The organism is Ramlibacter sp. AN1133, from assembly GCF_037890035.1.
GTDB lineage: Bacteria > Pseudomonadota > Gammaproteobacteria > Burkholderiales > Burkholderiaceae_C > Ramlibacter.
The window spans coordinates 137,328-159,083 of record NZ_JBBKTQ010000011.1 but is presented as its reverse complement, the minus strand read 5'-3'; the positions used below and the strand labels follow the sequence as shown (position 1 = coordinate 159,083).

The following is a 21,756-nucleotide window of genomic DNA, read 5'->3' as shown; positions in this document are numbered from 1 at the left end:
AGGAAACAACACATGCAACTGATTTCCCCGTTCGCGTCGCTGCTCAAAGGCGGCGTGACCCTGAACCTGAAGATCTCCGCCGGCGGCGGCGACAACATCCAGCTCGACATCCTTCCGCGAGGCAAGGACTCGGCCACCGGCGTGGCGCTGCCGCCGAAGGCACTGGTGGGCACCGCGCAGGAGCTCGACGCCCATCTGGAAGAGTACCTGCGCAAGTACGCTGCGTCGCTGGCGCGGGTGGCGGACGTACTGGCCACCGCGGACGTCGAGCTGCAGCGGCTCGAGGACGCCGCCTCGGCGCAAGCCAGGAAGGCACTGGAGGACAAGAGCAGGTCCAAGGCCTCGGCAGGCAAGCCGCAAGGCAAGCCGGCATCGACGGGCGCCCGCAAGGACCTCTCCGCCGGCCTGGTGGACGAAGGTGACGACGAGCACGACGGCGACGGCGACGGCGAGGGCCACGATGCGTCGACGGCGCTGGTCACCACCGGCAGCGCGGGCGACGCGCTGCCTGCTGCGTCGACGCAGTCAGCGGCGGCCGCTCCGGGCGACGGCATGAGCCAGGCACTGTTCGTCTGAGGAGCGGCGATGCAGGAGATCCAGATCACCCGCAGCTTTCGCTACAACAGCGTGACGCTGCCCGACCCGAACCCGGCGCTGGACCCGGAGCAGATCCGCGAGTTCTATGCCGCGCAGTATCCGGAATTGAACAACGCCGTGGTGGAAGGCCCGGTCACCAGCAACGCCGTGGCCACGTACACGTTCATCCGCGCCGCCGGGGCGAAAGGCGCTAGCCCGAAAGAGCGCACTGCACGTGATGTGATCGAGGCGACGCTGAGCGGCGCGGACGACTGCGATGCGCAGGCACTGCTGCATCAGGCGATGGAGGCTCGCCGCGCTGACGCGTCAGCACGCATCGCGCAGGTGGCCAGCAACACCAGAACGTCGGCTGCTCCGCTGCCGATCCCTTCCGCGGCGTTCGGGCTGTGGGGATAGTCAAGCGTGGGCACGCTCGCAGCCGCCGCCTGGAGGCTGGACCCCTCCGCACGCCGGTCACGAGCCGGTTTGGCGAGAACGCAGGCGCGTTCGCGGCCAGCCCCGTCATGGCGACTGCCCGGGGCTTCTGCCGTCAATCCACAACAACCGGCCTGGGCACGCGGGTCGCGTGCTGCAGCGCCTCTGCCTTCAAGAACATGACCCACCGAAAACCACTCAATTGGTGGAAACCGATCGTTCATACGGCCGTGCACGTATTCGCGGGCACGGTGATCTTCGCGATCGTTGCGCTCGCGGCGGTGCTGCTGGGCCTCATGGTGAAATGGCTCGAGTCCATGGGCGCTTCCGGGTACACGGTGGCGGTCTTCACACTGCTGGAGGACGCGATCGTCACCGTTGACGCTGTCTGGTTCATTGCCTACATTGTCAATTCAGGCAAGAGCGCGCTGAAGGAGCTGTCATGAACCAGGTCTGGGAAGAAGTGGTCTTCGCACTTCGGCAGGTGCCCCAGCTGGCGCTGGCCCCTTTCGTGGGAGCGCTGCGTGAAATGCGCAGGGTGTCCGATGAAGTCGGTCGTGCCAACCGGGCCAGACACGAAAGGCCGGAGCAACCGTCGCAGCCTTCCGAACGGCGTTGATCCCAGCGGCATTCAAGAAAGGTCCGCCTCGGCGGACCTTCTTCTTTTTGCCGGCAATCGGTAGCTGCCCCTGAATTCATCGTGCGCTAAGGCACGGGGCCCTGGCTAGCGCATGAATTGATGCCCGTGCTCTCCGGCTCGCATCATCTGCAGGCCGCAAGCGTGTGCCCAGGCTTGTGGGTCCCAGCGATGCTCTGCACGCTCCGGCCTGTGCCTTCGCCCTGCGAGGAATCTGGCTGGCCCCTTCCAAACGCCGAACCCGTTGGAGGTGCGTGAAGGTCGCTGCTAGCTCAGGGGCGCATGGCCGGTCTCAACCGCATGCAGGTCCTGCCTCGCGGGAACTTCAGCAAGGATGCAGCGCCTGGAAAGGAACTGGCGTGCATGGCATTTGGCGCAGTAGTAATGCCGCCGACCGGGCACCAATCTCATCCAGGGCGTTCGATCGAGTCGGACCAACAGCCGAATGTCACACTCGCACCAGACCCATCTCATCCCCGCCTCCCGCACAGTTTCAATTAGTAACATTCTCTCTCACTCGATGAGCTTGCGCGGCCCTGGTCTCGGAGGCGGCGTGAACTGGTTCACGCGGATTGCCTGCGATGGAAGCCGCGTTGCTGACCGCGCACTACTGTATATTTAGCCAGTCATGAGAGTACGGGTCAGACTGCGGCGCGAGGGAGGGGCACACCGGCCCCCGTACGGCCAAGGCCACACTGCCACCGGCGACCTGCACCTGACGCACCGAACGGCGGACGGCCGGCGCATTCCGCTGCTGCAGCTCCTTGGCGCCGACCGGCGCTGGCCCAGTCTCTACGAACCTCGCCTGGTCGCCTTGTCGGCCAGGCAATTCGGTTTCATCGGCTTCGAACGCGACGGCCAAGCATGGGTGCTGCAGCAATGGGACTGCGAGCTGCTGTAGCGCGAATCGCCAGATGCCCGCATCGCCAAGGGCGGCCTTCCCGTGCTTCCTTGTGGGTGGCGCTTGCCGCGGGGCACGCTGCTCGACGCGCAGAGCCCTTGCCCCGGCAAGCCTTAGGGCAGGGCCCTAAGATTGCAGCATGTGCAACCGCTACCGCGCCTCCAGCGTTATCCGGATCCGCGACGCCTTCGGCTTCACCTACATCGAGTCCGGCCCACCCCTTCAGGAGCGCTACAGGACCAGCGGCATCGGCCCATTGCAGGCCGGCCCCTTCATTCGCCGTCGTGAGCTGGTCGTGGGCCAGTGGGGCCTGACGCCCGACGGCAGCGAGACCCTGCGCCCGATCAACAAGCGCACCGGACGCCCGATGAGCACCAACAACGCGCGCTGGGGCAAGGGCGAGCCGGAGGCCTGGACCTTCAAGGGCGCCTGGCGGCGCGGCCAGCGCTGCATCATCCCGGTCGAGGACTTCGACGAACCCTACTGGGGCACGGGCAGGAACATCTGGTGGCGATTCCGGCGCTCCGACGGCCAGCCGCTCGCCGTGGGCGGCCTGTGGAACGAGTGGACGGACCCGGCCACCGGCGAGGTGATCCCGAGCTACACCATGCTCACGATCAACTGCAACGCCCACCCGCTGCTCTCGCTGATGCACCGGCCGGATCTCGGTCCGGACACGAACCCGCTGCCGGCCGAACAGCAGGACAAGCGCACGATCGTGGCGCTGGAAGCCCGAGACTGGGAGCAATGGCTGCACGGCACGCGCGCCGACGCGGCGGCGCTGGTCCGGTTGCCGGCGGACGATCTCTATGTCCACGGCGCAGCCGACCCGGCACAGCAGGTCGAACTTCCGGTTCTCGCCGCATGACGCCGACCATCCCGGCGCCGATGCGCGCGACGGAGGGCGGCCGTCCCTTCACCAGTGCCGACTGGATCTACGAGATCAAGTACGACGGCTACCGGTGCCTGGCCCGCGCCGGCGCCGGCCAGCCGGTGGAGCTGCGCACCAAGAACGGCGTCGAGTGCACGAAGTGGTTCCCGGAGGTGGCCGACCTGCTGTCCACCCTGCCGGGTGGGCCGCACGTGATCGACGGCGAAGTGTGCGTGCTGGACGACATCGGCCGCTCGGATTTCGAGCGCCTGCAGGCCCGCGCCCGCCGGCGCCGCTGGGCCCCAGGGGCTGACCCCGTGACCTTCTGCGCCTTCGACCTGCTGTTCTCGAACGGCAGGAGCCTGATGAGCCTGCGCCTCATCGAGCGCAAGGAGATGCTGCAACAGCTGCTGGCGCCCTTGAGGGCGAAGCTGGTGGTCGTGGGCGACCTGCCCGCGCAGGCGGAGTTGTTCCAGCAGGCGGTGTTGGGCGCGAAGCTGGAAGGCTTCGTGGCCAAGCGGCGCGACAGCGTCTACACGCCGGGCGTGCGCTCGCCCCACTGGCTCAAGATCAAGCGCCCTGGCTGGCAGGACGGACGGACCTGGCGCTCGTGAACCTCGTCACCGGGATCCAGCGACGCGAGTCTTTCGCGATACGGTGGCCGCAGCGGACCAGTACAGCGGGACTGCTTTGTCTCCTCGGGAGAGGAGAAGCCTCCGCCCGATCAGAAAGGTGCGGGCAGGTGCCGTGAGCGCGCGGGCCTGACCCTGACTCTTTGATCCGGCCACGGCCCGCGCGGACAATGCGGCGGTTTTCGCCTTCGGCGAATCCGCGCTGGCCACGCCCGCGCATTCCTCAGCCCCTCGGGAGCCCGCCTCCCGTTGGGGAACGGGTTCCCCCTTCAGGAGAACCCAATGTCCAACAATGTGGCGGCTGCAGCTCCGGCTGCGCCGCTCGGCTGCTTCAGCATCCCAGCGCTGCACGAGGACGTTCCGGCCCGGTTTACCCAGGACCTGCAGCGCGCCCGGGCGCTGGCGCGGTTCGCGAACGCCGCCGAACGCGCGGGAGTCGCGCTTCCCGCCGGTGACTTCCCGGACATCGAACAGGTTCTCGCAGCCCAGTGGAACCAGTTCCTCGCCGGCAGATACCCCGAAGGCGTCTTCGACGGCCTGGCCGGCGAGCCGGTGATCGGCGTCGACGACGACTCGCTGCAGGTGGTGATCCATGCGCAGAGCCGGCTCAACGCCTACCAGCTCAAGCCGGTGGTCGAGGCGCTGGAGGCCGAGGCGACCGGCCTCGGCTGGTTCGTCGAGGCGGTGCTGACGCGGGCCAGCTGCCACGGGCACCAGATCTACGACATGGGCATGGCGACCTACATGCTCGATGTCTTCCACTCCAGCCTGGAGGAGTTCACCGACGAGGGCTACGCGCGCGCGCTGCTGCTGGAAAACGGCGACGCGTTGGGAAGGACGGAGCACCCGCTTCCCGCGCAGACCATTGACAGCCTGAGGCAGCAATACAGCTTCTGGCCGTCGGACCTGCTGGCCGAAGTCGGCGGCCATGCCCACCTGCTGCGCAACGGGCAGTTCACCACGCCCGCCCCGAAAGCCATGACCTGGCGGCAGGCCAGGCGCTGGCTCAGGGTCCACCCGCAGCACGCTCTGGCCGGCGCGGTCGACGCGGCGATCCGGCTGCAGCGCGCGCTCCGCGACCGCGGTCGCGAGTTCGTCTGGAACGGCCAGGACGACGAGACCGAAACGATGGGAGCCCTGTGCTTCCTGGTGTGGGATGCGCCAGAGCTTGTCTTCGAAGCCGTGCAGCACTTCGAGCAGAACCAGTACAGCGCAGGAGCGGTGGTGGAGGCGTTCGCGCGCAAGACCGTGGACCTGGCAGAAATCACCGATGACGCCCTCGAGGCGCTCGCGGCTTCCACCATGGACTACTTCGAGCGCTGGGCGCTGCTCGGGCGCCTGCTGTCCCACTTTCCGGTCTGGGAGCAGGGCGATGAAAGTTGACGTGAAAAGCTTCGGCGACAGCTACGAGCTGAGCGCCGCGGTCCTGATCTACACCAACGTGGCCACGCGACACGCGCTGGCGACCAAGCACGATGTGCAGGAGCACGCCGGCCGGCCGACCATCCGGCCCGGCGCACCCTTGAACGAGCAGGACTACAGGGTCCTGGTGGAGGCGCTCGCGCCGGCGCAGCAGCCGCGCATGCAGTGGCACGACCCGCGCGTGCTCGCGCGCGGTCTGGGACGCATGCTGTGGTGGAGCCCGCCGATGAAGCGGAGCTTCTTCTTCCGCAAAAGCCAGCACAACCCACGAACCTTCGATGGCCGGGCGCTGTGCCCATGCCCCGGGCTGGTGTTCCTGGCCGCGGCGGGCGAGCTGTACGTCTACGCCTTCAAGGGCAGCGCGGCGCCCACGCGAGCGACGAGGCTTTACCAGGCGCCGTTCTTCAACGTGTGGTCGCGCGGCAAGGTGTGCGTCGGCAATGCTGGCGTTCCTCCCCAGGATCGCAGCGAGGATCCGCAGGCCTGGGAGCAGATGTTCTTCGGCTCGCACTTCACGCATCCGAACTTCACCGAGCCAGACCGGCTCACGGTGGGCGTCGATCCCGCGCGGTTCTGGCGGGCCCAGGTGGAGAAGCCGGACGCGCAGTTCCCGGAGCAGGTCCTGTTCGATCTCGGCCTCACGGTCGAAGGCCTGATCCACGTGGATCTCGCGGCACGCCTCGAGGCGATTCCCCGCGCAACAGGAGAATTCTGATGAACAGCATGGACGAGGCCCTGCTGAGGGCGTTTCCGCTGCTGGCCGTTCCGGCCAGTGGGGCGCAAGCACCGGCCGCCGAATACGGCACGCGCTATCTGGCGGGGCGTCACGGCGTCTCGCGCGAAATCACCTTGCCGTGGGTGCGCATCTGCCGGCTGATTGCGCCCTCGGCGCTGCCGCTGCCCTACGGCGTGGTGGCGGACGCGGTGGAGTTCCGCTGCGGACCGATCCCGCTGGACGTGATCCAGCAGTTCGTGGCGCACGCGAAAGAGGAGCAGCCGCTCGAAGTCGCCGGCGCATTCCTCTGGAACGAGCGCCACGACAGCTGGCGCTACGCGCGCCGCACCTTGCGCTCCGTGAGCGCAGCCCACCTGCAGTACCAGGAGCTGCGCCCGGCTGACGGCGAGCATCTGGTGGTCGACGCGCACAGCCACGGTCGCCACGCCGCGTTCTTTTCGGCGCAGGACGACGCAGACGATGCCGGCGCGATGAAGATCAGTCTGGTGCTGGGAAACCTGGACCAGCAGCGTCCGACCTCCAAGATGCGCCTGTGCATGGCGGGGCTGGTGCAGCCGGCCTTCCTGGACCGCGACGGAAAGCTGCGGGTGCCGGCATGAACGCACGGCTGCAACATCGCCTGCCGGCCAGGCTGCTGGCCAAACGGGTGGAGATCCTGCTGGTGGGAGCCGGCGGGACCGGCAGCCGGATCCTGGAGAAGCTGGTGTGCCTGCACCGCGCGCTGATCGCCAAGGGCCACCCCGCGGGGCTCATGGTGACGGTGGTCGATCCCGACACCGTCTCGCCAGCCAACATCGCACGCCAGGCCTTCTACCCCGGCGACGTCGGCGGCTACAAGGCCGACGTGCTGGTGAACCGGGCCAACATGGCCCTGGGCGACGTGCGCTGGAAAAGCGCGATCGCCAGGCTGGACACCCGCGCCGGTCTGGACGGCTTCGACCTGGTGGTCGGCGCCGTGGACAACCGGGCCGGGCGGCTCGCCATCCTGCGCGGGCTGGAAAACTGCATGAGCGGCAGCCGCTATTGGCTGGACACCGGCAATCGTGCCAGCGACGGGCAGGTGGTGCTGGGGGAGGTGCCTTCGCGCCGGCGCCAGACCGACAGCAAGGAGCGCCTGCCGCACGTGGGCGAGCTGTATCCGCAGCTGATCGACCCGGCCGCCGAAGACCCCGACGACGCGCCCTCGTGCTCGCTGGCGCAGGCGCTGGAGCGGCAGGCGCTGTACATCAACGCCGCGGTGTCCGACTTCGCCATGAACATCCTCTGGACCCTGTTCACCGACGGACAGATCGACATCCACGGTGCGTTCATCAACATGAAGCGCATGACGGTCACCCCGCTACGGGCCGATCCCACCGTGTGGGAGCGCTTCGGCGTGACCAGGGACGGCCGCCGCCACAAGGTGGTGCGGCCTTCGGTGGCGGCCAGAACCTCGGCGAAGGTCGACCAGACGTGCAGCGTCTGATCCATCGTGAACCGGGCCCCCGCGCGACCGCGTGGGGGCCCCGTTCTGCTTCTGGCGGGCTTCACGAGGTGTTCGCGCGAAAGACCTTCGCCGAATGCGCCGGCGATTCGCCAGCGCTCCGCCATCCAGATCGCCACTGCCGCCGGCATCTGCGCGGCGGTCGGCCTGTTCAATGCAGGGAGATTGCCGCAGTCCGGCTTCATCCCGCAGGAGCGCGTGTGGCTGCCGGACTTTCTGTGGCGAACCGCCTTGGCAAGGCCCATGAGAAGGCGCGGCCGGTGCAAACGGTCTGGTGACTGACGCCGTTGGAGCGACGAGCTCTGGTGCCGCCCCGGGTAGACCTCACTTCGTCGCTTCTTCCTTTGGGGCCAGCACGGTTGGAACGATCGCCAGGAAGGCGGCCACATGCAGGGAGATCACGTCACGGATCGCGATGGATGTGCCGTCGCCGTACACGTGGCGGCGGATGGCGAGGTGCGAGATGTTGCCGTGCAGGACCCAGCCGATCTCCTGCGCAAGGGCGGCGTCGGGCGGCGTGTCGAGCCCGCTGTCGAAGGCGGCCTCCTCGACGATTGTCAGCAGCAGCGTGCGGATGATCGCCGCGATGTAGGTGGGCGCGATCTCCACTTCGGCCAGCGAGGCGTACAGGAACAGGCGCAGCCAGCGCCGGGTGAGGATCGTGTCGTAGTACTCGCCATAGAACTTGTTCAGGCGCTCGGCCAGCGGCACCGTGCGGTCACGCAGCTGCACGAACCAGATCGCCTTGAACGGGCCTGCGATCTCGGCTTCGTAGACGGCGTTGATCAAGGCCGCCTTGTTCGGGAACGCGCTGTACAGAAGACGCTGCGACACGCCGCAGGCCTCGGCCAGCGCGCGGGTCTGCGCGGTCAGGCCGTATTCCGAGAAGTACTCGAAGGCCTTGGCCTGGATCTGCGCGCGTCTTTCGTCCGCGGGCAGGCGCGCCGTGGCGCGGCGCTTGCCGTTGGCGGGCTTGTCGGCCGGCGGTGGGCGTTGCGACGACAGGACAGCGGATTTGGCTTTCATCGGTCTGCCCGCGGGGCTGGGCGCGCGAAATCGGTAGACATGGGCTCCACTCTAGCGGCAAAATCATATCGTCAGGTGACGATAAAATTGAGTCATGCCTGACGACATGGACATCTCTCGAACGACCAAGGAGTGGGCGTGATCTACGAAATGCGGACCTACCAGGTCCAGCCCGGCAAGGCTGGCGAATTCCTCAAGATGTACCAGGACCGGGGGCTGCCCCTGATCTCGCGCTACGCGAAGCTGGTCGGTTGCTGGACCAAGGAGAGCGGGGTGCTCAACTCCGTCGTCTTCCTCTGGGCCTACGACGACCTTGGACATCGCGCCGGGCAGCGCGCCAAGATGGCCAAGGACGCCGAATGGGGTGCCTTCGTGCCGTCCATGCTGCCCTACCTGGTCCACCAGGAGAGTGTGTTCCTGGCCCCCGCCGCCTTCTCGCCGCTGGCGTAAGGCGCGGGCCATGCCGGTCAGCGTCTTCGACCTGTTCAAGGTCGGCATCGGCCCGTCCAGCTCGCACACGGTGGGGCCGATGCGCATCGCCCTGCGTTTTGTCCGCGCGCTGGCCGATAACGGCCGTCTGGAATCCGTCGCTCGCATCGAGACTCACCTCTACGGCTCGCTCGCGCTCACCGGGCGCGGCCATGCCACCGATCGCGCAGTGCTGCTCGGCCTGATGGGCCATGACCCGGAGACCGTGGATATCGGGCAGGCGGCGGCCTGGCTGGATGCCGTCGGCCGCTCCGGCGAGATCTGCCTGCTGGGGCGGCACCGGGTGATTTTCCGGCAGCCGGAGGGCCTGTTGTTCCACCCCCGTGAGCGGCTGGAATTGCACCCCAATGGGATGCGCCTGATGGCCACGGACGGTGCCGGGCAGGTGCTGGCCGAGGAGACCAGTTTCTCGGTCGGCGGCGGTTTCATCGCGACGGAAGAGGAACTGCGGCGGCCGGCGGCGGCGGCGCGCATCGAGTGGCCCCACCCGTTCCGATCGGCCGAGGAGCTGCTGCGGATTTGCGCCAGCCAGGGCCTGAGCATCGCGCAGCTGGCGCTGGACAACGAACTCGCGCTGCGACCGCAAGCGGAGATCGGCGCCGGTCTGGATCGCATCCGGCAGGTCATGTTCGACTGCATGGACCGCGGGCTGGCCGGCCACGGCCCGCTGCCGGGGCGCCTGGGCGTGCAGCGGCGCGCGGGAGCCCTGCGCGAAGCGCTGGAGCGCGGCGGCGCCAGGCTGCTGGGCGAACTCGACTGGGTCAACGCATACGCCGTGGCGGTGAACGAGGAGAACGCGGCGGGTGGCCGGGTGGTCACCGCGCCCACCAATGGCGCCGCCGGCGTGCTGCCGGCGGTGCTGCGTTTTCACGAGCGCTTCCACGCGCGGGGCGACCCGGGCCGGACCCACGATTTCCTGCTCACCGCGGCGGCGATCGGCTCGCTCTACAAGGAGAACGCATCGATCTCCGGCGCCGAAGTCGGCTGCCAGGGCGAGGTCGGCGTGGCCGCTTCCATGGCGGCTGCCGGCCTGGCGGCGGCGCTGGGGGGCTCGCCCGGGCAGGTGGAAAACGCGGCGGAGATCGCCATGGAGCACCACCTGGGCATGACCTGCGACCCGGTCGGCGGGCTGGTGCAGGTGCCCTGCATCGAACGCAACGCGATGGGGGCGGTCAAGGCGATCAACGCGGCGCGGCTGGCGCTCGCGGGCGACGGAACGCACCTCGTCACCCTGGACCGGGTGATCGCCACCATGAAGGCCACCGGCGCCGACATGCATCACCACTACAAGGAAACGTCGCTGGGTGGCCTGGCAGTGAACGTTGTGGCCTGCTGATGTCCGGGAATTCCCGCAAAACGCTTGTCGTCACTTGACGATATAGTTAACCGAATCAAGCATGGATCCACAGGTCGGGCGAGCGGCGAAGGGCCGAGCGCCTGCGTACCGGCCGGCTCGGCCCGTCGCCCTTCGCGCGGGCGCCGCAGCCATCCCCTAGGAGCGAGAGGCATGAACAACACCTGGAACGGCGCCCCTTCGCGGCGCGACTTCCTGAAGGCGGCGGGAGCGGCCGGCGCGGCGGCCGGCGGCCTGCTGTCGCTGGATGCGCTGGCGCAGTCCGGCGCGCTGAACATGTACACCTGGTCGGCGGCGGTGGACCTGGTCAAGAGCCACCTGACCGCCTTCGAGGCCAGGACCGGCATCAAGGTCGCCTACAACACCTCGCCCTGGGCCCAGTACCGCGAGACGATGATCACCAAGTTCGTCGCCAAGGCACCGATCGACGTGATGTGGGTCTCCGACAGCTGGCTGCCCGAGTGGGCCGACGCCGGCTGGCTGGCGCCGGTGAACCAGTTCCCCGAGCTGCTGAAGTACAACGCCGACGCCGACCGCTTCTGCACCGAGTCGATGACGTACAAGGGCAAGCAGTACGGCCTGACCTACTACTCGGACTACATGGCCTTCTTCTACAACGAGGAGATGCTCAGGAAGGCCGGCATCAAGGAACCGCCCAGGACCTGGGACGAGGTGCTGCAGCAGTCGCTGAAGATCAAGTCCGCCGGCTTGTCGCAGCACCCGATGATGCTGTCGATGGCCCGCGAGAGCTGGCTGATCGAGTTCCTCTCCGCCATGGTGTTCTCCCACGGCGGCCGCTTCGTCGACGACAAGGGTGTCGCCGCCGTGGCGCAGGCCAACGGCGGTGCGCAGCGCGCGCTGCAGTGGATCGCCGAAGCGGTGCAAAAGCACAAGATCATCTCGCCGGCCTGCGTGGAGACGGGCGAGCTCAATGGCCTGAAGGCCTTCGGCGCCGGCAACCATGCCTTCGCCCTCCTGAGCCGCTACCGCGTGCGCACGCTCAACGACGCCAAGCAGTCGCCCGTCGCCGGCCACGTGCGCCAGGCCCTGATGCCTGCCGGTCCGGGCGGCTCGCCGGCCACCGTGGGCTGGATGCGCTTCCACGGCATGACGCCGCAGGCCGCGGCGGACAAGACCCGCGCCGCCAACGCCGCCAGGCTGATCGAATGGTTCGGCGGCAAGGCCGGCAGCCAGTACCAGTTCCAGAAGATGCTGTTCAACGACCTGGGCTCCGGCTTCGGCATCCCGTCGATGTTCAAGGACCCCGAGGTGCAGGCCAATTACGCCAAGTATGCCGACATCAAGGTATTCGAGGCGCAGCAGAAACTGGCGCGCAAGAAGGACGTGATCGCGCGCTGGTTCGGCGAATGGGACGAGGTGAACGGCACGGCCTGGCAGTCGGCCGTGCTGGGCAAGTCCAGCGTCGCCGACGCGCTCAAGAAGTCCGCCGGCTCCTGGAACGACCTGCGCAAGGACACGTGAAGACGCACGACGGGGCTGCGCTCGCTGCGGACGAGGCCCCTTTCCCGCCTGCCGGAGCCGCACCGGCGAGGCCGCCACGCCGCGGCTGGCTGCGCTATCCCTCCAGCGCCTACGACCAGCGCAGCGCGATGCTGTTCCTGGCGCCGATGATGGCGGTGCTGATGGCCGTGGCGGTGTTCCCGGTGCTGTACTCCTTCTGGATCAGCCTGTTCGACCTGAAGCTCACGCGGCCGCACCGCGTGCCCTTCGTCTGGTTCGACAACTACCTGAAGGTGTTCCAGGACCCGCTGTTCTGGGAATCGGTGCTGCGCACGGTCAACTTCACCGTGATGTCGGTGCTGGCGATCATGGTCATCGCCACCCTCATGGCGCTGCTGCTGAACCAGGAGTTCCGCGGCCGCCGCGTGCTGTCGGCGATCCTGCTGATTCCCTGGGCCATTCCCTACGTGGCCAACGGCCTGATGTGGAAGTGGATCTACGACTCCGGCTACGGCGCGCTCAACGGACTGCTGCTGCAACTGGGTTTCATCGACAAGTACCTGGTGATGCTCGGCGACACCGACAAGACGCTGGGGCTGATCACCAACGCCTTTGTCTGGAAAGAGGTTCCGCTGGCGACCATCCTGCTGCTGGTCACGCTCAAGTCGGTACGGCCGGACCTGTACAGCGCGGCCAAGGTCGACGGCGCCAACGTGTGGCAGCGCTTCCTGCACATCACGCTGCCGTCGCTGGTGCCCGGCTTTGCGCTGGTGGTGATCTACGAGACCATGATGGCGATCCGCCACTTCGACCTGTTCTTCGTGCTCACCGAGGGCGGGCCCGCGGAGGCGTCGCACGTCGTGGCCTGGCAGGTGTACGTGGAGACCTTCCGCAAGCTGGCGTTCGGCACCGGTGCCGCGCTCGCCTACATCATGGCCCTGGCGACCTTCGTCCTGGCCTGGTTCATCATCCGCACCACCAGCCGCAAGCTGTGAGCACGCAGGGCCTTTCCATGAACAAGTTGATTCCCGGCCAGCGCGCGCTGCTGTTCATCGGCTCGCTGCTGTTTTCCCTGTACGTGCTGGCGCCGATCGCCTGGCTGCTGTCGTCCTCGCTGCAGTCGGAGGCGGAGATCACCTCGGTGCCGCCGCACTGGGTGCCCCACGCGCCGACGGCGGCCAACTTCCGCGCGATCTTCAAGGCCCCCGACGAGAAGGTGACCTACGAGACGCGCCGGCAGGGCGACACGGCCAGCGGCGGCTTCATCCCGTCGACGGCGGCCAACCTGCTGCCGGCGATGAAGAACAGCTTCCTCGTCGCCGTCGCGGTGGTGGTGCTGAACCTGCTCGTGAGCGTGCCGGCCGCCTACGCGATGGCCAAGATCCGCTTCGTCGGCCGCACCACGTCGATCTACTTCATGCTGTCGACGCGGGTGATCCCCGACATCGCCCTGGTGGTGCCGTTCTTCCTGTTCGTCCAGAAGCTGGGGCTGATGGACAACCTGCTGTCGCTGGTGATCACCTACCTGGCGATCACGGTGCCCTTCAGCATCTTCATCCTCACCGGCTACTTCGAATCGCTGCCCGACGAGCTGGACAAGGCCGCCCGCGTGGACGGCTGCTCGCGGCTGCAGACGCTGGTGCTGGTGTTCCTGCCGCTGGCGCTGCCCTCGCTGGTGGCGGTGGTGCTGTTCACCTTCCTCACCAGCTGGAACGAGTTCCTGCTGGCGCTGATGTTCACGCAGACCACGGCCTCGCAGACGATGCCGATCGTGGTCGCGTCCTTCACGTCCGACTTCAACATCAGCTTTTCCTTCATCAACGCCGCCGGCGTGCTGGCGATCGTGCCCCCCGTGCTGATCGCCGTCGTGTTCGAGCGCTACATCGTCTCCGGCCTGACCGCCGGCGCCGTCAAGGGTTAAGGGACCACCATGGCACGCATCCAGTTCGAATCCGTCCGCAAGCAGTACCCCAACGGATACACCGCGCTCGAGAACCTCAACCTCGAGATCGCCGACAAGGAGTTCCTGGTCCTGCTGGGGCCCTCCGGCTGCGGCAAGTCCACCACGCTGAACATGATCGCGGGGCTGGAAGACGTCAGCGACGGCAACCTGCGCTTCGACACCGAGGTGATGAACACGGTGCCGCCGCACAAGCGCGACGTGGCCATGGTGTTCCAGAGCTACGCGCTGTATCCGCACAAGACGGTGTACGACAACATCGCCTTCGGCCTGAAGATGCGCAAGTTCGACAAGGCGGAGATCGACCGCCGCGTACGCGATGCCGCCCGCCGGCTGGAGATCGTGCCGCTGCTGGAGCGCCGGCCGGACCAGCTCTCCGGCGGCCAGCGCCAGCGCGTCGCGCTGGGCCGCGCGATGGTGCGCCAGCCGCAGGTGTTCCTGATGGACGAGCCGCTGTCCAACCTGGACGCCGCGCTGCGCATCTCCATGCGCGCGGAGATCAAGCAGCTGCACCAGGCGATGCAGACCACCTTCGTGTACGTCACGCACGACCAGGCGGAGGCCCTGACGCTGGCCGACCGCATCGTCGTCATGCGCGCCGGCGTGGTGCAGCAGATCGGCTCGCCCGACGCGATCTACGAGCGCCCCGCCAACATGTTCGTGGCCTCCTTCCTGGGCAACCCGCCGATCAACTTCCTCCAGGGCCGGCTCGGGCAGACGCCGTCCGGACTGGTGTTCCGCAACGGCGGCACCACGTTCACGCTGCCGGCCGAAGCGGCGAGCAAGCTGTCCGGCTACGACGGGCGTGAAGTGGTGCTGGGTGTCCGCGCCGAGGACGTGGCCGAAGAAGGTGCCGCGACCGAGGGCGCATTCCTGAGCGGCCGCATCCTGTCGGTGCTGCCGGTCGGCTCGGACCAGTTCCTGGAAATCGAGGTGGCCGAGGCCAAGCTGTTCTTCCGGGTCGGCAAGGAGTGCCAGTACCGGGCCGGAGATCAGGCCCGGCTGGCGATCAACCTGAATCGCCTGCACGTGTTCGACCCGGACACCACGGACAACCTGCTGTGGGCCTGAGAAACCGGTGAAACCCGCAGCCTTCAGCTACCACCGGCCCTCCTCGGTCGACGAGGCGCTGGAACTGCTCGCGCGCTTCGGCGCCGAGGCCAAGATCATCGCCGGCGGCCAGAGCCTGGTGCCGATGATGAACATGCGCCTGGCCAGCCCGGCGCATCTGGTGGACCTCAACGACCTGAGCGAGCTCGCGCAGCTGCGCGTGTGCGCTGACCGGCTGGAGGTCGGGGCACTGGCGCGTCACCACACGCTGGCCGAGTCGCCGCTGGCGGCCGAACACTGCCCCCTGCTGGGGCAGGCGGCACGCACCATCGGCCACGGCGCGATCCGCGAGCGCGGAACCGTCGGCGGCAGTCTGGCGCACGCCGATCCCGCCGCGCAGCACGCGCTGGTCGCGATCACTCTGGGTGCGCGGCTGACGCTGGCACGCAAGGGTGCACATCGCGTCGTCGAGGCCGATGCATTCCTGCTGTCGGCGATGACCACGGCGCTGCAGCCGGACGAGATGGTGCTGTCCGTGAGCTATCCCCGCGCGAGCGCCGGAGAAGTCTCGGCCTACCGCATGTTCAACCAGCGCCACGGCGACTACGCGATCGTTGCGGTGGCCGCCACGCTGGCGCTCCAGGACGGACGCGTCGGCACCCTGCGGCTCGGCGTGGGCGGGGTGGGGCCCGTGCCGCAGCGGCTGGACGCGGTGGCGCAGTCTTGCCGCGGCCGCGTGGCCTCGGTGGACTGGGTCGCCGAAGTCGCCCGGGCGGCCCGGGACGCCGTCACGCCCGAGGACCAGCCGCGCGTGCCCGCGCTGTACCGCAAGGAATTGACCGAGACCCTGGTGGCGCGCGCGCTTGCGCGTTGCCTCGAAAGGAGCGGTGTGCCCGCATGAGCAATCAGCGCATCACCCTGACCGTCAACGGCAGGAACGTCGAGTTCGAGGCGCCCGCGCGCAAGCTGCTGTCGGACGCATTGCGCGAGGATTGCGGCCTCACCGGCACCCACGTCGGCTGCGAGCACGGCGTGTGCGGCGCCTGCACCGTGGTGGTCGACGGCCGTCCGCAGCGCTCCTGCCTGTGCTTCGCCGTGCAGATGGAAGGCCACGAGATCGAGACCGTGGAGTCCGTCGGCACGCCGCAGCAGTTGTCGGTGCTGCAGCAGGCCCTGCACGAATGCCACGGCCTGCAGTGCGGCTTCTGCACGCCAGGCATCGTGATGACGTTCGAGCCTTTCCTGAAGGACCATCCCGATCCGAGCGAAGCCCAGGTGCGCGAGGCGCTGTCGGGCAACCTTTGCCGCTGCACCGGCTACCAGAACATCGTCGACGCCATCCTGCTGGCGGCGCGCCGCCTGCGCGAAGGAGCACGCGCGTGACCGACAAGGGCTTCCGCTCCATCGGCCGCCACGAGCCGCGCCGCGAGGATGCGCGGCTGCTCACCGGTCGCGGCCGCTTCATCGACGACATCGCGGTGCCCGCAGCGCTGCACGCCTGCTTCGTGCGCTCGCCGCACGCGCATGCGCGCATCGCCTCGATCGATACGGCCGCCGCGCGCGACATGCCCGGTGTCGTCGCGGTCTACACCGGCCGCGACATCGCGCCGCACACGACCCGCCATCGCATGGCCCCGCCCATCGTCGGACTGCAGCCGATGGAATCGGACACCCTGCCGATCGACAAGGTGCGCTTCCAGGGCGACCCCGTGGCCTGCGTGATCGCCACCGACCGCTATCTCGCCGAAGACGCCGCCGAGCGCGTGGCCGTGGAGTACGAGGTGCTGCCCGCGGTGGCAACCATCGCGCAGGCGCTGGCCCCCGATGCGCCCCGCGTCGACGACGCCGTGCCCGGCAACCTGCTGTCGCACCAGCATGCCGCCTACGGCGACGTTGATGGGGCGATGCGCGGCGCCCGGCGCATCGTCGAGAGCAGCTTCTCCATGCAGCGCCAGACGCACCTGCCGATCGAGACGCGCGGCTGCATCGCCAGCTGGGATGCGGGCCGCCAGCAGCTGTTGTTCCAGGTCGGCACCCAGGTGCCGCATCCGTACCGCACCACGCTGGCCGGGCGACTGCGCCTGTCCGAATCGCAGGTGACCGTCGTTTCTCCCGACGTCGGCGGCGGCTTCGGCCAGAAGATCGCCCTCTATCGCGAGGAGCTCACGGTGGCCGTCGCCGCCATGCAGCTGGAGCGGCCGGTGCGCTGGCGCGAGGACCGCATGGAAAACCTGCTGGCCTCCTCGCAGGCGCGCGAGGACCAGTGCCGCACCCGCGTGGCGGTGGACGCGCAGGGCCGCATCCTGGCGCTGGAGCTGGAGATCCTGGAGGACTTCGGGGCCTACAGCTTCTACCCCGGCAACTACCTGGCGCGGGTGGTGGCGATGATCATCACCGGACCCTACCGGATCGCCAACTACCGCTACGACGTCAAGGTGGTGCTGTCCAACAAGGTGGGCAACGGGCCGATGCGCGCGCCGATGGCGATCACCAGCTGGCTCATGGACGGCACCATCGACAACGTCGCGCGCGAACTGGGGCTCGACCCGGTCGCCGTGCGCCGGCTCAACATGCTGCAGCCGCGCGACTACCCGTACACCATGGCCACCGGCGAAGTGCTGGCCGACATCACGCCGCGCGAAACGCTGGAGGGCGTGCTGGCCGCGATCGGCTACGACGCGTTCCGCCAGCGCCAGGCGCAGGCGCGCCGGCGCGGCGAGGTCCTGGGGCTGGGGATCTGCACGGTGGTCGAATCCACCACCTACGGATCCAAGTTCTACAAGGCGGCCGGCATCGCGGGCTCGGGCCACGAAGCGGCCTGGGTGCGCATCGAACCGTCCGGCGTGGTCAATGCCTCCGTGGGCCTGGGCGCGACCGGGCAGGGTTACGAGACGGCGCTGTCGCAGGCGGTGGCCGAAGGTCTGGGCGTGCCATCGGCGTGCGTGAAGATCCATCTGGGCCACACCGACATCGCGCCTTACGGCATGGGCAGCCGCGGTGCGCGCGGAGGGACGGCGGGTGGCGGGACGCTGTACCTGTGCGCGCAGGACGCACGCCGCACCGTGCTGGCCATCGCCGCCCACCGGCTGCAGGTCCCGCTGGATGCGGTGCGCATGCACGATGGCCGGGTCCAGCAGCATGCGCAAGGCGCGTGGCAGGACGCGGGCCTTGCGCTGGCCGACATCGCGCGGATCGCCTATCTGGACCCGCTGGCGCTGCCAGCAGGCGTGAGTCCCGGCCTGGAGTTCCACAAGACCTACGAGCCGCCGCCCATGACCTATTCCAATTCCAGCCATGCCTGCATCGTGCGGCTGGACGTGGCCACCGGCGCCGTCCAGATCGAGCGCTACGTGGCGGCGGAAGACTGCGGCACGGTGCTGAGTCCGGTGGTGGTCGAGGGGCAGCAGCACGGCGCGATCGCGATGGGCCTGTCCGGATCGCTGATGGAGCACGTGGCCTACGACCCGGACACCGGGCAGAACCTGTCCGGGTCGCTGGCCGACTACCTGGTGGCCACGGCCCATGAGATCCCGCGCATCGAGCTCATCCCCATGCACACGCCAAATCGCGCCACGCCGGCGGGCATCAAGGGCATGGCCGAAGGCGGCGTGATGGGGGCGATCGGCGCGCTCATGAACGCGGTGAACGACGCGCTCGCGCCCTTCGGGGTGCGGGCCGACAGCCAGCCGCTCAGCCCCACCTACCTGCGCAGCCTGCTGCGCGGCAAGCAAGCGACGGAGAGCAAGCAATGAGTGAAGCGACAGGCCAGGCCCGCATCGGTTTCGTCGGGCTCGGCATCATGGGCCAGAGCATGGCCGGCCACCTGTTGGCGGCCGGCCACCCGCTGCGGGTGTACAACCGCTCGGCCGACAAGGCGCGCGCATTGGTCGACAAAGGGGCGGTCTGGTGCGACCGGCCCGGCGACGTGGCGGCCGGGTCCGACGTGGTGATCACCATGGTCGGTTACCCGCGCGACGTGGGAGAGGTCTGGCTGGGCCCTGACGGCGTGCTGCAGCAGGCCCGCGGCGCGCTGCTGATCGACATGACCACGTCCAGCCCCGAGCTGGCGCAGCGGCTGGCGAGCGAAGCCGCCGCCCGCGGCTGCCGCGCGCTGGATGCGCCGGTCTCCGGTGGCGAGCTCGGGGCGCGCGAGGCTCGGCTCTCCATCATGGTGGGAGGCGAGGCCGATGCGTTCGCGCAGGGCCTGCCGATCCTGCAGCGCATGGGCCAGACCATCGTGCACACCGGCGGCCCCGGCACCGGACAGCACACCAAGATGTGCAACCAGCTGGTGATCGCCTCCACCATCATGGGCGTGTGCGAGGGCCTGGCCTACGCCCGCTCGGCCGGCCTGGATCCCCAGCTCGTGTTGCAGTGCATCTCCGGCGGCGCGGCGGGCAGCTTTCAGCTGAGCGTGATGGGGCCCAAGATCGTCAAGGGCGACTTCGCTCCCGGCTTCATGATCGAGCACTTCCTCAAGGACCTGTCCATCGCGCTGGCCGAAGCCGATCGGATGCGGCTGCAGCTGCCCGGCGCCGAGCAGGCGCGCAAGCTGTATGCGCAGCTGGTGCAGCAGGGGCACGCGCGCGAGGGCACGCAGGCGCTGTCGCGGCTGTACGGAGGACGGCCATGAGCATGGAAATGACGGGCGAATACCTCGTCCCGGCGCCGCAGCAGCGCGTCTGGGCAGCGCTCAACGATGCGGCCGTTCTCAAGGCCAGCATCGCTGGCTGCCAGGCGCTGGAGAAAGTCTCGGACACCGAGTTCAACGCCATCGTGACGACGCGCGTCGGCCCGGTGTCGGCCACCTTTCGCGGCAACGTGCAACTGTCGGAGCTGGACGCGCCCAACGGCTACACGCTCACCGGCCGCGGCCAGGGCGGCGCTGCCGGCTTCGCCAAGATGAGTTCCCGGGTCGTGCTGCAGCCGCAGGGCGAGCAGACCCTGCTGCGCTACACGGCGCAGGCCGAGATCGGCGGCAAGCTGGCCAGCGTCGGCAGCCGCCTGGTGCAGGCGGTGGCGAAGAAGAATGCCGACGATTTCTTCGCCGCCTTCACGCGCCAGCTGGGGGGCGGGCCCGCAGCGGCTCCCGAAGCGGTGCTGCAGCCGGCGACCGCGGTGGACCTTGCGCAGCCGCGGCCGGGTGCGGCGCTGCTGCCGGCCGGCGGCGGCCTGGGCGCACCCGTGCCGGCATGGATGGTGGTGTTCGCCAGTGGCCTGGCCCTGGCGCTGGGCTACTGCCTGGCGCTGCTGGCCCGATGAAGATCATCGAGGAGATCGCCACGCAGGCCGGCTGCGCGCAGGCGTGGCGGCGCGACCTCCACGCGCATCCTGAGCTGTGCTTCCAGGAAACGCGCACGGCCGACCTGGTGGTGCGCCTGCTCACCGAGTGGGGCATCCCGGTGGAGCGCGGACTCGCGGGGACTGGAGTCGTGGGCATCCTCCACGGCCGGGACGGCGGCGCCTGCGGCCGCTCCGTGGGCCTGCGCGCCGACATGGACGCGCTGCCGCTGCAGGAGCTCAACACCTTCGTCCACGCCAGCCGGCACGCGGGTCGCATGCATGCGTGCGGCCACGACGGCCACACGGCCATGCTGCTGGCGGCGGCGCGCCACCTCGCCTCGACCCGCCACTTCGACGGCACGGTGGTCCTGATCTTCCAGCCGGCCGAAGAGGATGGCGGCGGGGCCGGCGTGATGGTGCGCGAAGGACTGTTCGACCGCTTCCCCGTGGAAGCGGTGTTCGGCATGCACAACTGGCCGGGCGCTCCGGTGGGTAGCTTCGAGATCAGCAGCGGGCCGGTGATGGCCTCCTCGAACGACTTTCGCATCCGGATCCAGGGCAAAGGCAGCCACGCGGCGCTGCCGCACAGCGGCATCGATCCGGTGCCGATCGCCTGCCAGCTGGTGCTGGCCTTGCAGACCATCGTCTCGCGCAACGTCAAGCCGGTCGATGCCGCCGTCATCTCGGTAACCATGATCCACGCGGGCGAGGCGACCAACGTCGTGCCGGATGCATGCGAACTGCAAGGGACCGTGCGCACCTTCTCGCTGGAGGTTCTGGACCTGGTGGAACGGCGCATGCGGGAGCTGGCCGAGCACACCTGCGCCGCATTCGGCGCGCGCTGCGATTTCAGCTTCCGGCGCAAGTACCCCCCCACCGTGAATTCACCGGCGGAGGCGGCCTTCATGCGCGAGGTGATGGCGTCCATCGTCGGCCCGGAGCGGGTGCGGGACCAGGAGCCGACCATGGGTGCCGAGGACTTTGCGTTCATGTTGCAGGCCAAGCCCGGCGCCTACGCATTCATCTCGAATGGCGACGGGGCTCACCGCGAGCTGGGGCACGGCGGGGGTCCCTGCGTGCTGCACAACCCCAGCTACGACTTCAACGACCAACTGCTGCCCCTGGGCGCGACGTTCTGGGTGAGGCTGGCCGAGCAGTGGCTGGGCTGCGCACGGCCCCGGCCCACCGACAGGCAGTGATTTGCCGCGGGCGTGTCCGCCGCGGGGACGGTGTCGGCGCTCGCGGGGAATGAATCTGCCAGGTCAGAGGGTCCCTGCCGCTCGGAGATGAAGCCTCCTGGAAGGATGTGAGCGGATTGCAGTGTTGCGCGGCGTGCCGGGCGAGACCGCCAACAGGGCAGACGCGGCCGATGACGCCGCTTGGTTATTGCAGCGTCGGCCTCGTCGGCCAGCAGCGAACGCAGGCCAGGGACGGCGGAGG

Annotated in this window: 24 protein-coding genes; 23 read left to right on the top strand and 1 reads right to left on the bottom strand. The window is 68.7% G+C overall.

Annotated features, from left to right (window positions below; genetic code table 11):
* The first annotated feature begins 12 nt into the window (after positions 1-12).
* The 11 genes from WG923_RS17285 to WG923_RS17235 all read left to right on the top strand — a co-directional run bounded on the left by WG923_RS17285 (position 13) and on the right by WG923_RS17235 (position 7,675).
* Entirely contained in the window at positions 13-576 is a 564-nt protein-coding gene (locus WG923_RS17285) for a PRTRC system protein E (protein WP_340352223.1), read from the top strand.
* 9 nt (positions 577-585) lie between these two features.
* Positions 586-993: a PRTRC system protein C gene (locus WG923_RS17280; protein ID WP_340352222.1), complete on the top strand. Its 408-nt coding sequence runs from the start codon at positions 586-588 to the stop codon at positions 991-993.
* Positions 994-1,100: 107 nt separating this feature from the next.
* Positions 1,101-1,457 carry a hypothetical protein gene (locus tag WG923_RS17275; protein ID WP_340352221.1) on the top strand — a complete coding sequence of 119 codons (357 nt, stop codon included), beginning with the start codon at positions 1,101-1,103 and terminating at the stop codon, positions 1,455-1,457.
* Positions 1,454-1,630 (top strand): hypothetical protein, encoded by a 177-nt coding sequence (locus WG923_RS17270; RefSeq protein WP_340352220.1) that lies wholly within the window; start codon positions 1,454-1,456, stop codon positions 1,628-1,630. Before WG923_RS17275 ends, WG923_RS17270 begins: the two co-directional genes overlap by 4 nt.
* A 646-nt stretch (positions 1,631-2,276) precedes the next feature.
* Positions 2,277-2,549, top strand: a complete 273-nt coding sequence (locus tag WG923_RS17265; protein WP_340352219.1) for a hypothetical protein — start codon at positions 2,277-2,279, stop codon at positions 2,547-2,549.
* 139 nt (positions 2,550-2,688) lie between these two features.
* Entirely contained in the window at positions 2,689-3,417 is a 729-nt protein-coding gene (locus WG923_RS17260; protein ID WP_340352218.1) for an SOS response-associated peptidase, read from the top strand.
* The gene (locus tag WG923_RS17255; RefSeq protein ID WP_340352217.1) at positions 3,414-4,034 is read left to right on the top strand and encodes an ATP-dependent DNA ligase; all 621 of its coding nucleotides are present in this window, start codon (positions 3,414-3,416) and stop codon (positions 4,032-4,034) included. The genes WG923_RS17260 and WG923_RS17255 overlap by 4 nt, the downstream gene beginning before the upstream one ends.
* A 300-nt stretch (positions 4,035-4,334) precedes the next feature.
* Positions 4,335-5,435, top strand: coding sequence for a PRTRC system protein F (locus WG923_RS17250; protein ID WP_340352216.1), 1,101 nt, complete (start codon positions 4,335-4,337; stop codon positions 5,433-5,435).
* A complete protein-coding gene (locus tag WG923_RS17245; protein WP_340352215.1) occupies positions 5,425-6,189 on the top strand; it encodes a PRTRC system protein B in 765 nt (254 codons plus the stop codon). The genes WG923_RS17250 and WG923_RS17245 overlap by 11 nt, the downstream gene beginning before the upstream one ends.
* Positions 6,190-6,197: 8 nt before the next feature.
* The gene (locus tag WG923_RS17240; RefSeq protein ID WP_340352214.1) at positions 6,198-6,809 is read left to right on the top strand and encodes a PRTRC system protein A; all 612 of its coding nucleotides are present in this window, start codon (positions 6,198-6,200) and stop codon (positions 6,807-6,809) included.
* Positions 6,806-7,675, top strand: coding sequence for a PRTRC system ThiF family protein (locus WG923_RS17235; protein WP_340352213.1), 870 nt, complete (start codon positions 6,806-6,808; stop codon positions 7,673-7,675). Before WG923_RS17240 ends, WG923_RS17235 begins: the two co-directional genes overlap by 4 nt.
* A gap of 342 nt (positions 7,676-8,017) precedes the next feature.
* Here the strand turns inward: WG923_RS17235 and WG923_RS17230 are convergent, their stop codons facing one another.
* Positions 8,018-8,719 (bottom strand): TetR/AcrR family transcriptional regulator, encoded by a 702-nt coding sequence (locus WG923_RS17230; protein ID WP_340352212.1) that lies wholly within the window; start codon positions 8,717-8,719, stop codon positions 8,018-8,020.
* A gap of 138 nt (positions 8,720-8,857) precedes the next feature.
* On the opposite strand from WG923_RS17230, the gene WG923_RS17225 reads away from it, so the two are divergent.
* The 12 genes from WG923_RS17225 (at position 8,858) to WG923_RS17170 (ending at position 21,515) form a co-directional block, all read left to right on the top strand.
* Complete coding sequence (locus tag WG923_RS17225) at positions 8,858-9,169, top strand: NIPSNAP family protein (RefSeq protein WP_340352211.1); 312 nt, start codon at positions 8,858-8,860, stop codon at positions 9,167-9,169.
* Between the two features lie 10 nt (positions 9,170-9,179).
* On the top strand, positions 9,180-10,544 hold the full coding sequence (locus tag WG923_RS17220) for an L-serine ammonia-lyase (RefSeq protein WP_340352210.1): 1,365 nt from the start codon (positions 9,180-9,182) through the stop codon (positions 10,542-10,544).
* 171 nt (positions 10,545-10,715) lie between these two features.
* The gene (locus WG923_RS17215) at positions 10,716-12,044 is read left to right on the top strand and encodes an extracellular solute-binding protein (RefSeq protein ID WP_340352209.1); all 1,329 of its coding nucleotides are present in this window, start codon (positions 10,716-10,718) and stop codon (positions 12,042-12,044) included.
* Positions 12,041-13,018 (top strand): carbohydrate ABC transporter permease, encoded by a 978-nt coding sequence (locus WG923_RS17210; RefSeq protein WP_340352208.1) that lies wholly within the window; start codon positions 12,041-12,043, stop codon positions 13,016-13,018. Before WG923_RS17215 ends, WG923_RS17210 begins: the two co-directional genes overlap by 4 nt.
* Positions 13,019-13,035: 17 nt before the next feature.
* Positions 13,036-13,944, top strand: coding sequence for a carbohydrate ABC transporter permease (locus WG923_RS17205; RefSeq protein ID WP_340352207.1), 909 nt, complete (start codon positions 13,036-13,038; stop codon positions 13,942-13,944).
* A gap of 9 nt (positions 13,945-13,953) precedes the next feature.
* Positions 13,954-15,054, top strand: a complete 1,101-nt coding sequence (locus tag WG923_RS17200) for an ABC transporter ATP-binding protein (protein ID WP_340352206.1) — start codon at positions 13,954-13,956, stop codon at positions 15,052-15,054.
* A 7-nt stretch (positions 15,055-15,061) separates the two neighbouring features.
* On the top strand, positions 15,062-15,934 hold the full coding sequence (locus tag WG923_RS17195; RefSeq protein WP_340352205.1) for an FAD binding domain-containing protein: 873 nt from the start codon (positions 15,062-15,064) through the stop codon (positions 15,932-15,934).
* Entirely contained in the window at positions 15,931-16,416 is a 486-nt protein-coding gene (locus tag WG923_RS17190; RefSeq protein ID WP_340352204.1) for a (2Fe-2S)-binding protein, read from the top strand. Before WG923_RS17195 ends, WG923_RS17190 begins: the two co-directional genes overlap by 4 nt.
* A complete protein-coding gene (locus WG923_RS17185) occupies positions 16,413-18,785 on the top strand; it encodes a xanthine dehydrogenase family protein molybdopterin-binding subunit (RefSeq protein WP_340352203.1) in 2,373 nt (790 codons plus the stop codon). The genes WG923_RS17190 and WG923_RS17185 overlap by 4 nt, the downstream gene beginning before the upstream one ends.
* Positions 18,782-19,666, top strand: a complete 885-nt coding sequence (locus WG923_RS17180; protein WP_340352202.1) for an NAD(P)-dependent oxidoreductase — start codon at positions 18,782-18,784, stop codon at positions 19,664-19,666. The genes WG923_RS17185 and WG923_RS17180 overlap by 4 nt, the downstream gene beginning before the upstream one ends.
* Positions 19,663-20,295 carry an SRPBCC family protein gene (locus WG923_RS17175; RefSeq protein ID WP_340352201.1) on the top strand — a complete coding sequence of 211 codons (633 nt, stop codon included), beginning with the start codon at positions 19,663-19,665 and terminating at the stop codon, positions 20,293-20,295. Before WG923_RS17180 ends, WG923_RS17175 begins: the two co-directional genes overlap by 4 nt.
* Positions 20,292-21,515, top strand: coding sequence for a M20 aminoacylase family protein (locus WG923_RS17170; RefSeq protein ID WP_340352200.1), 1,224 nt, complete (start codon positions 20,292-20,294; stop codon positions 21,513-21,515). Before WG923_RS17175 ends, WG923_RS17170 begins: the two co-directional genes overlap by 4 nt.
* Positions 21,516-21,756 lie beyond the last annotated feature (241 nt).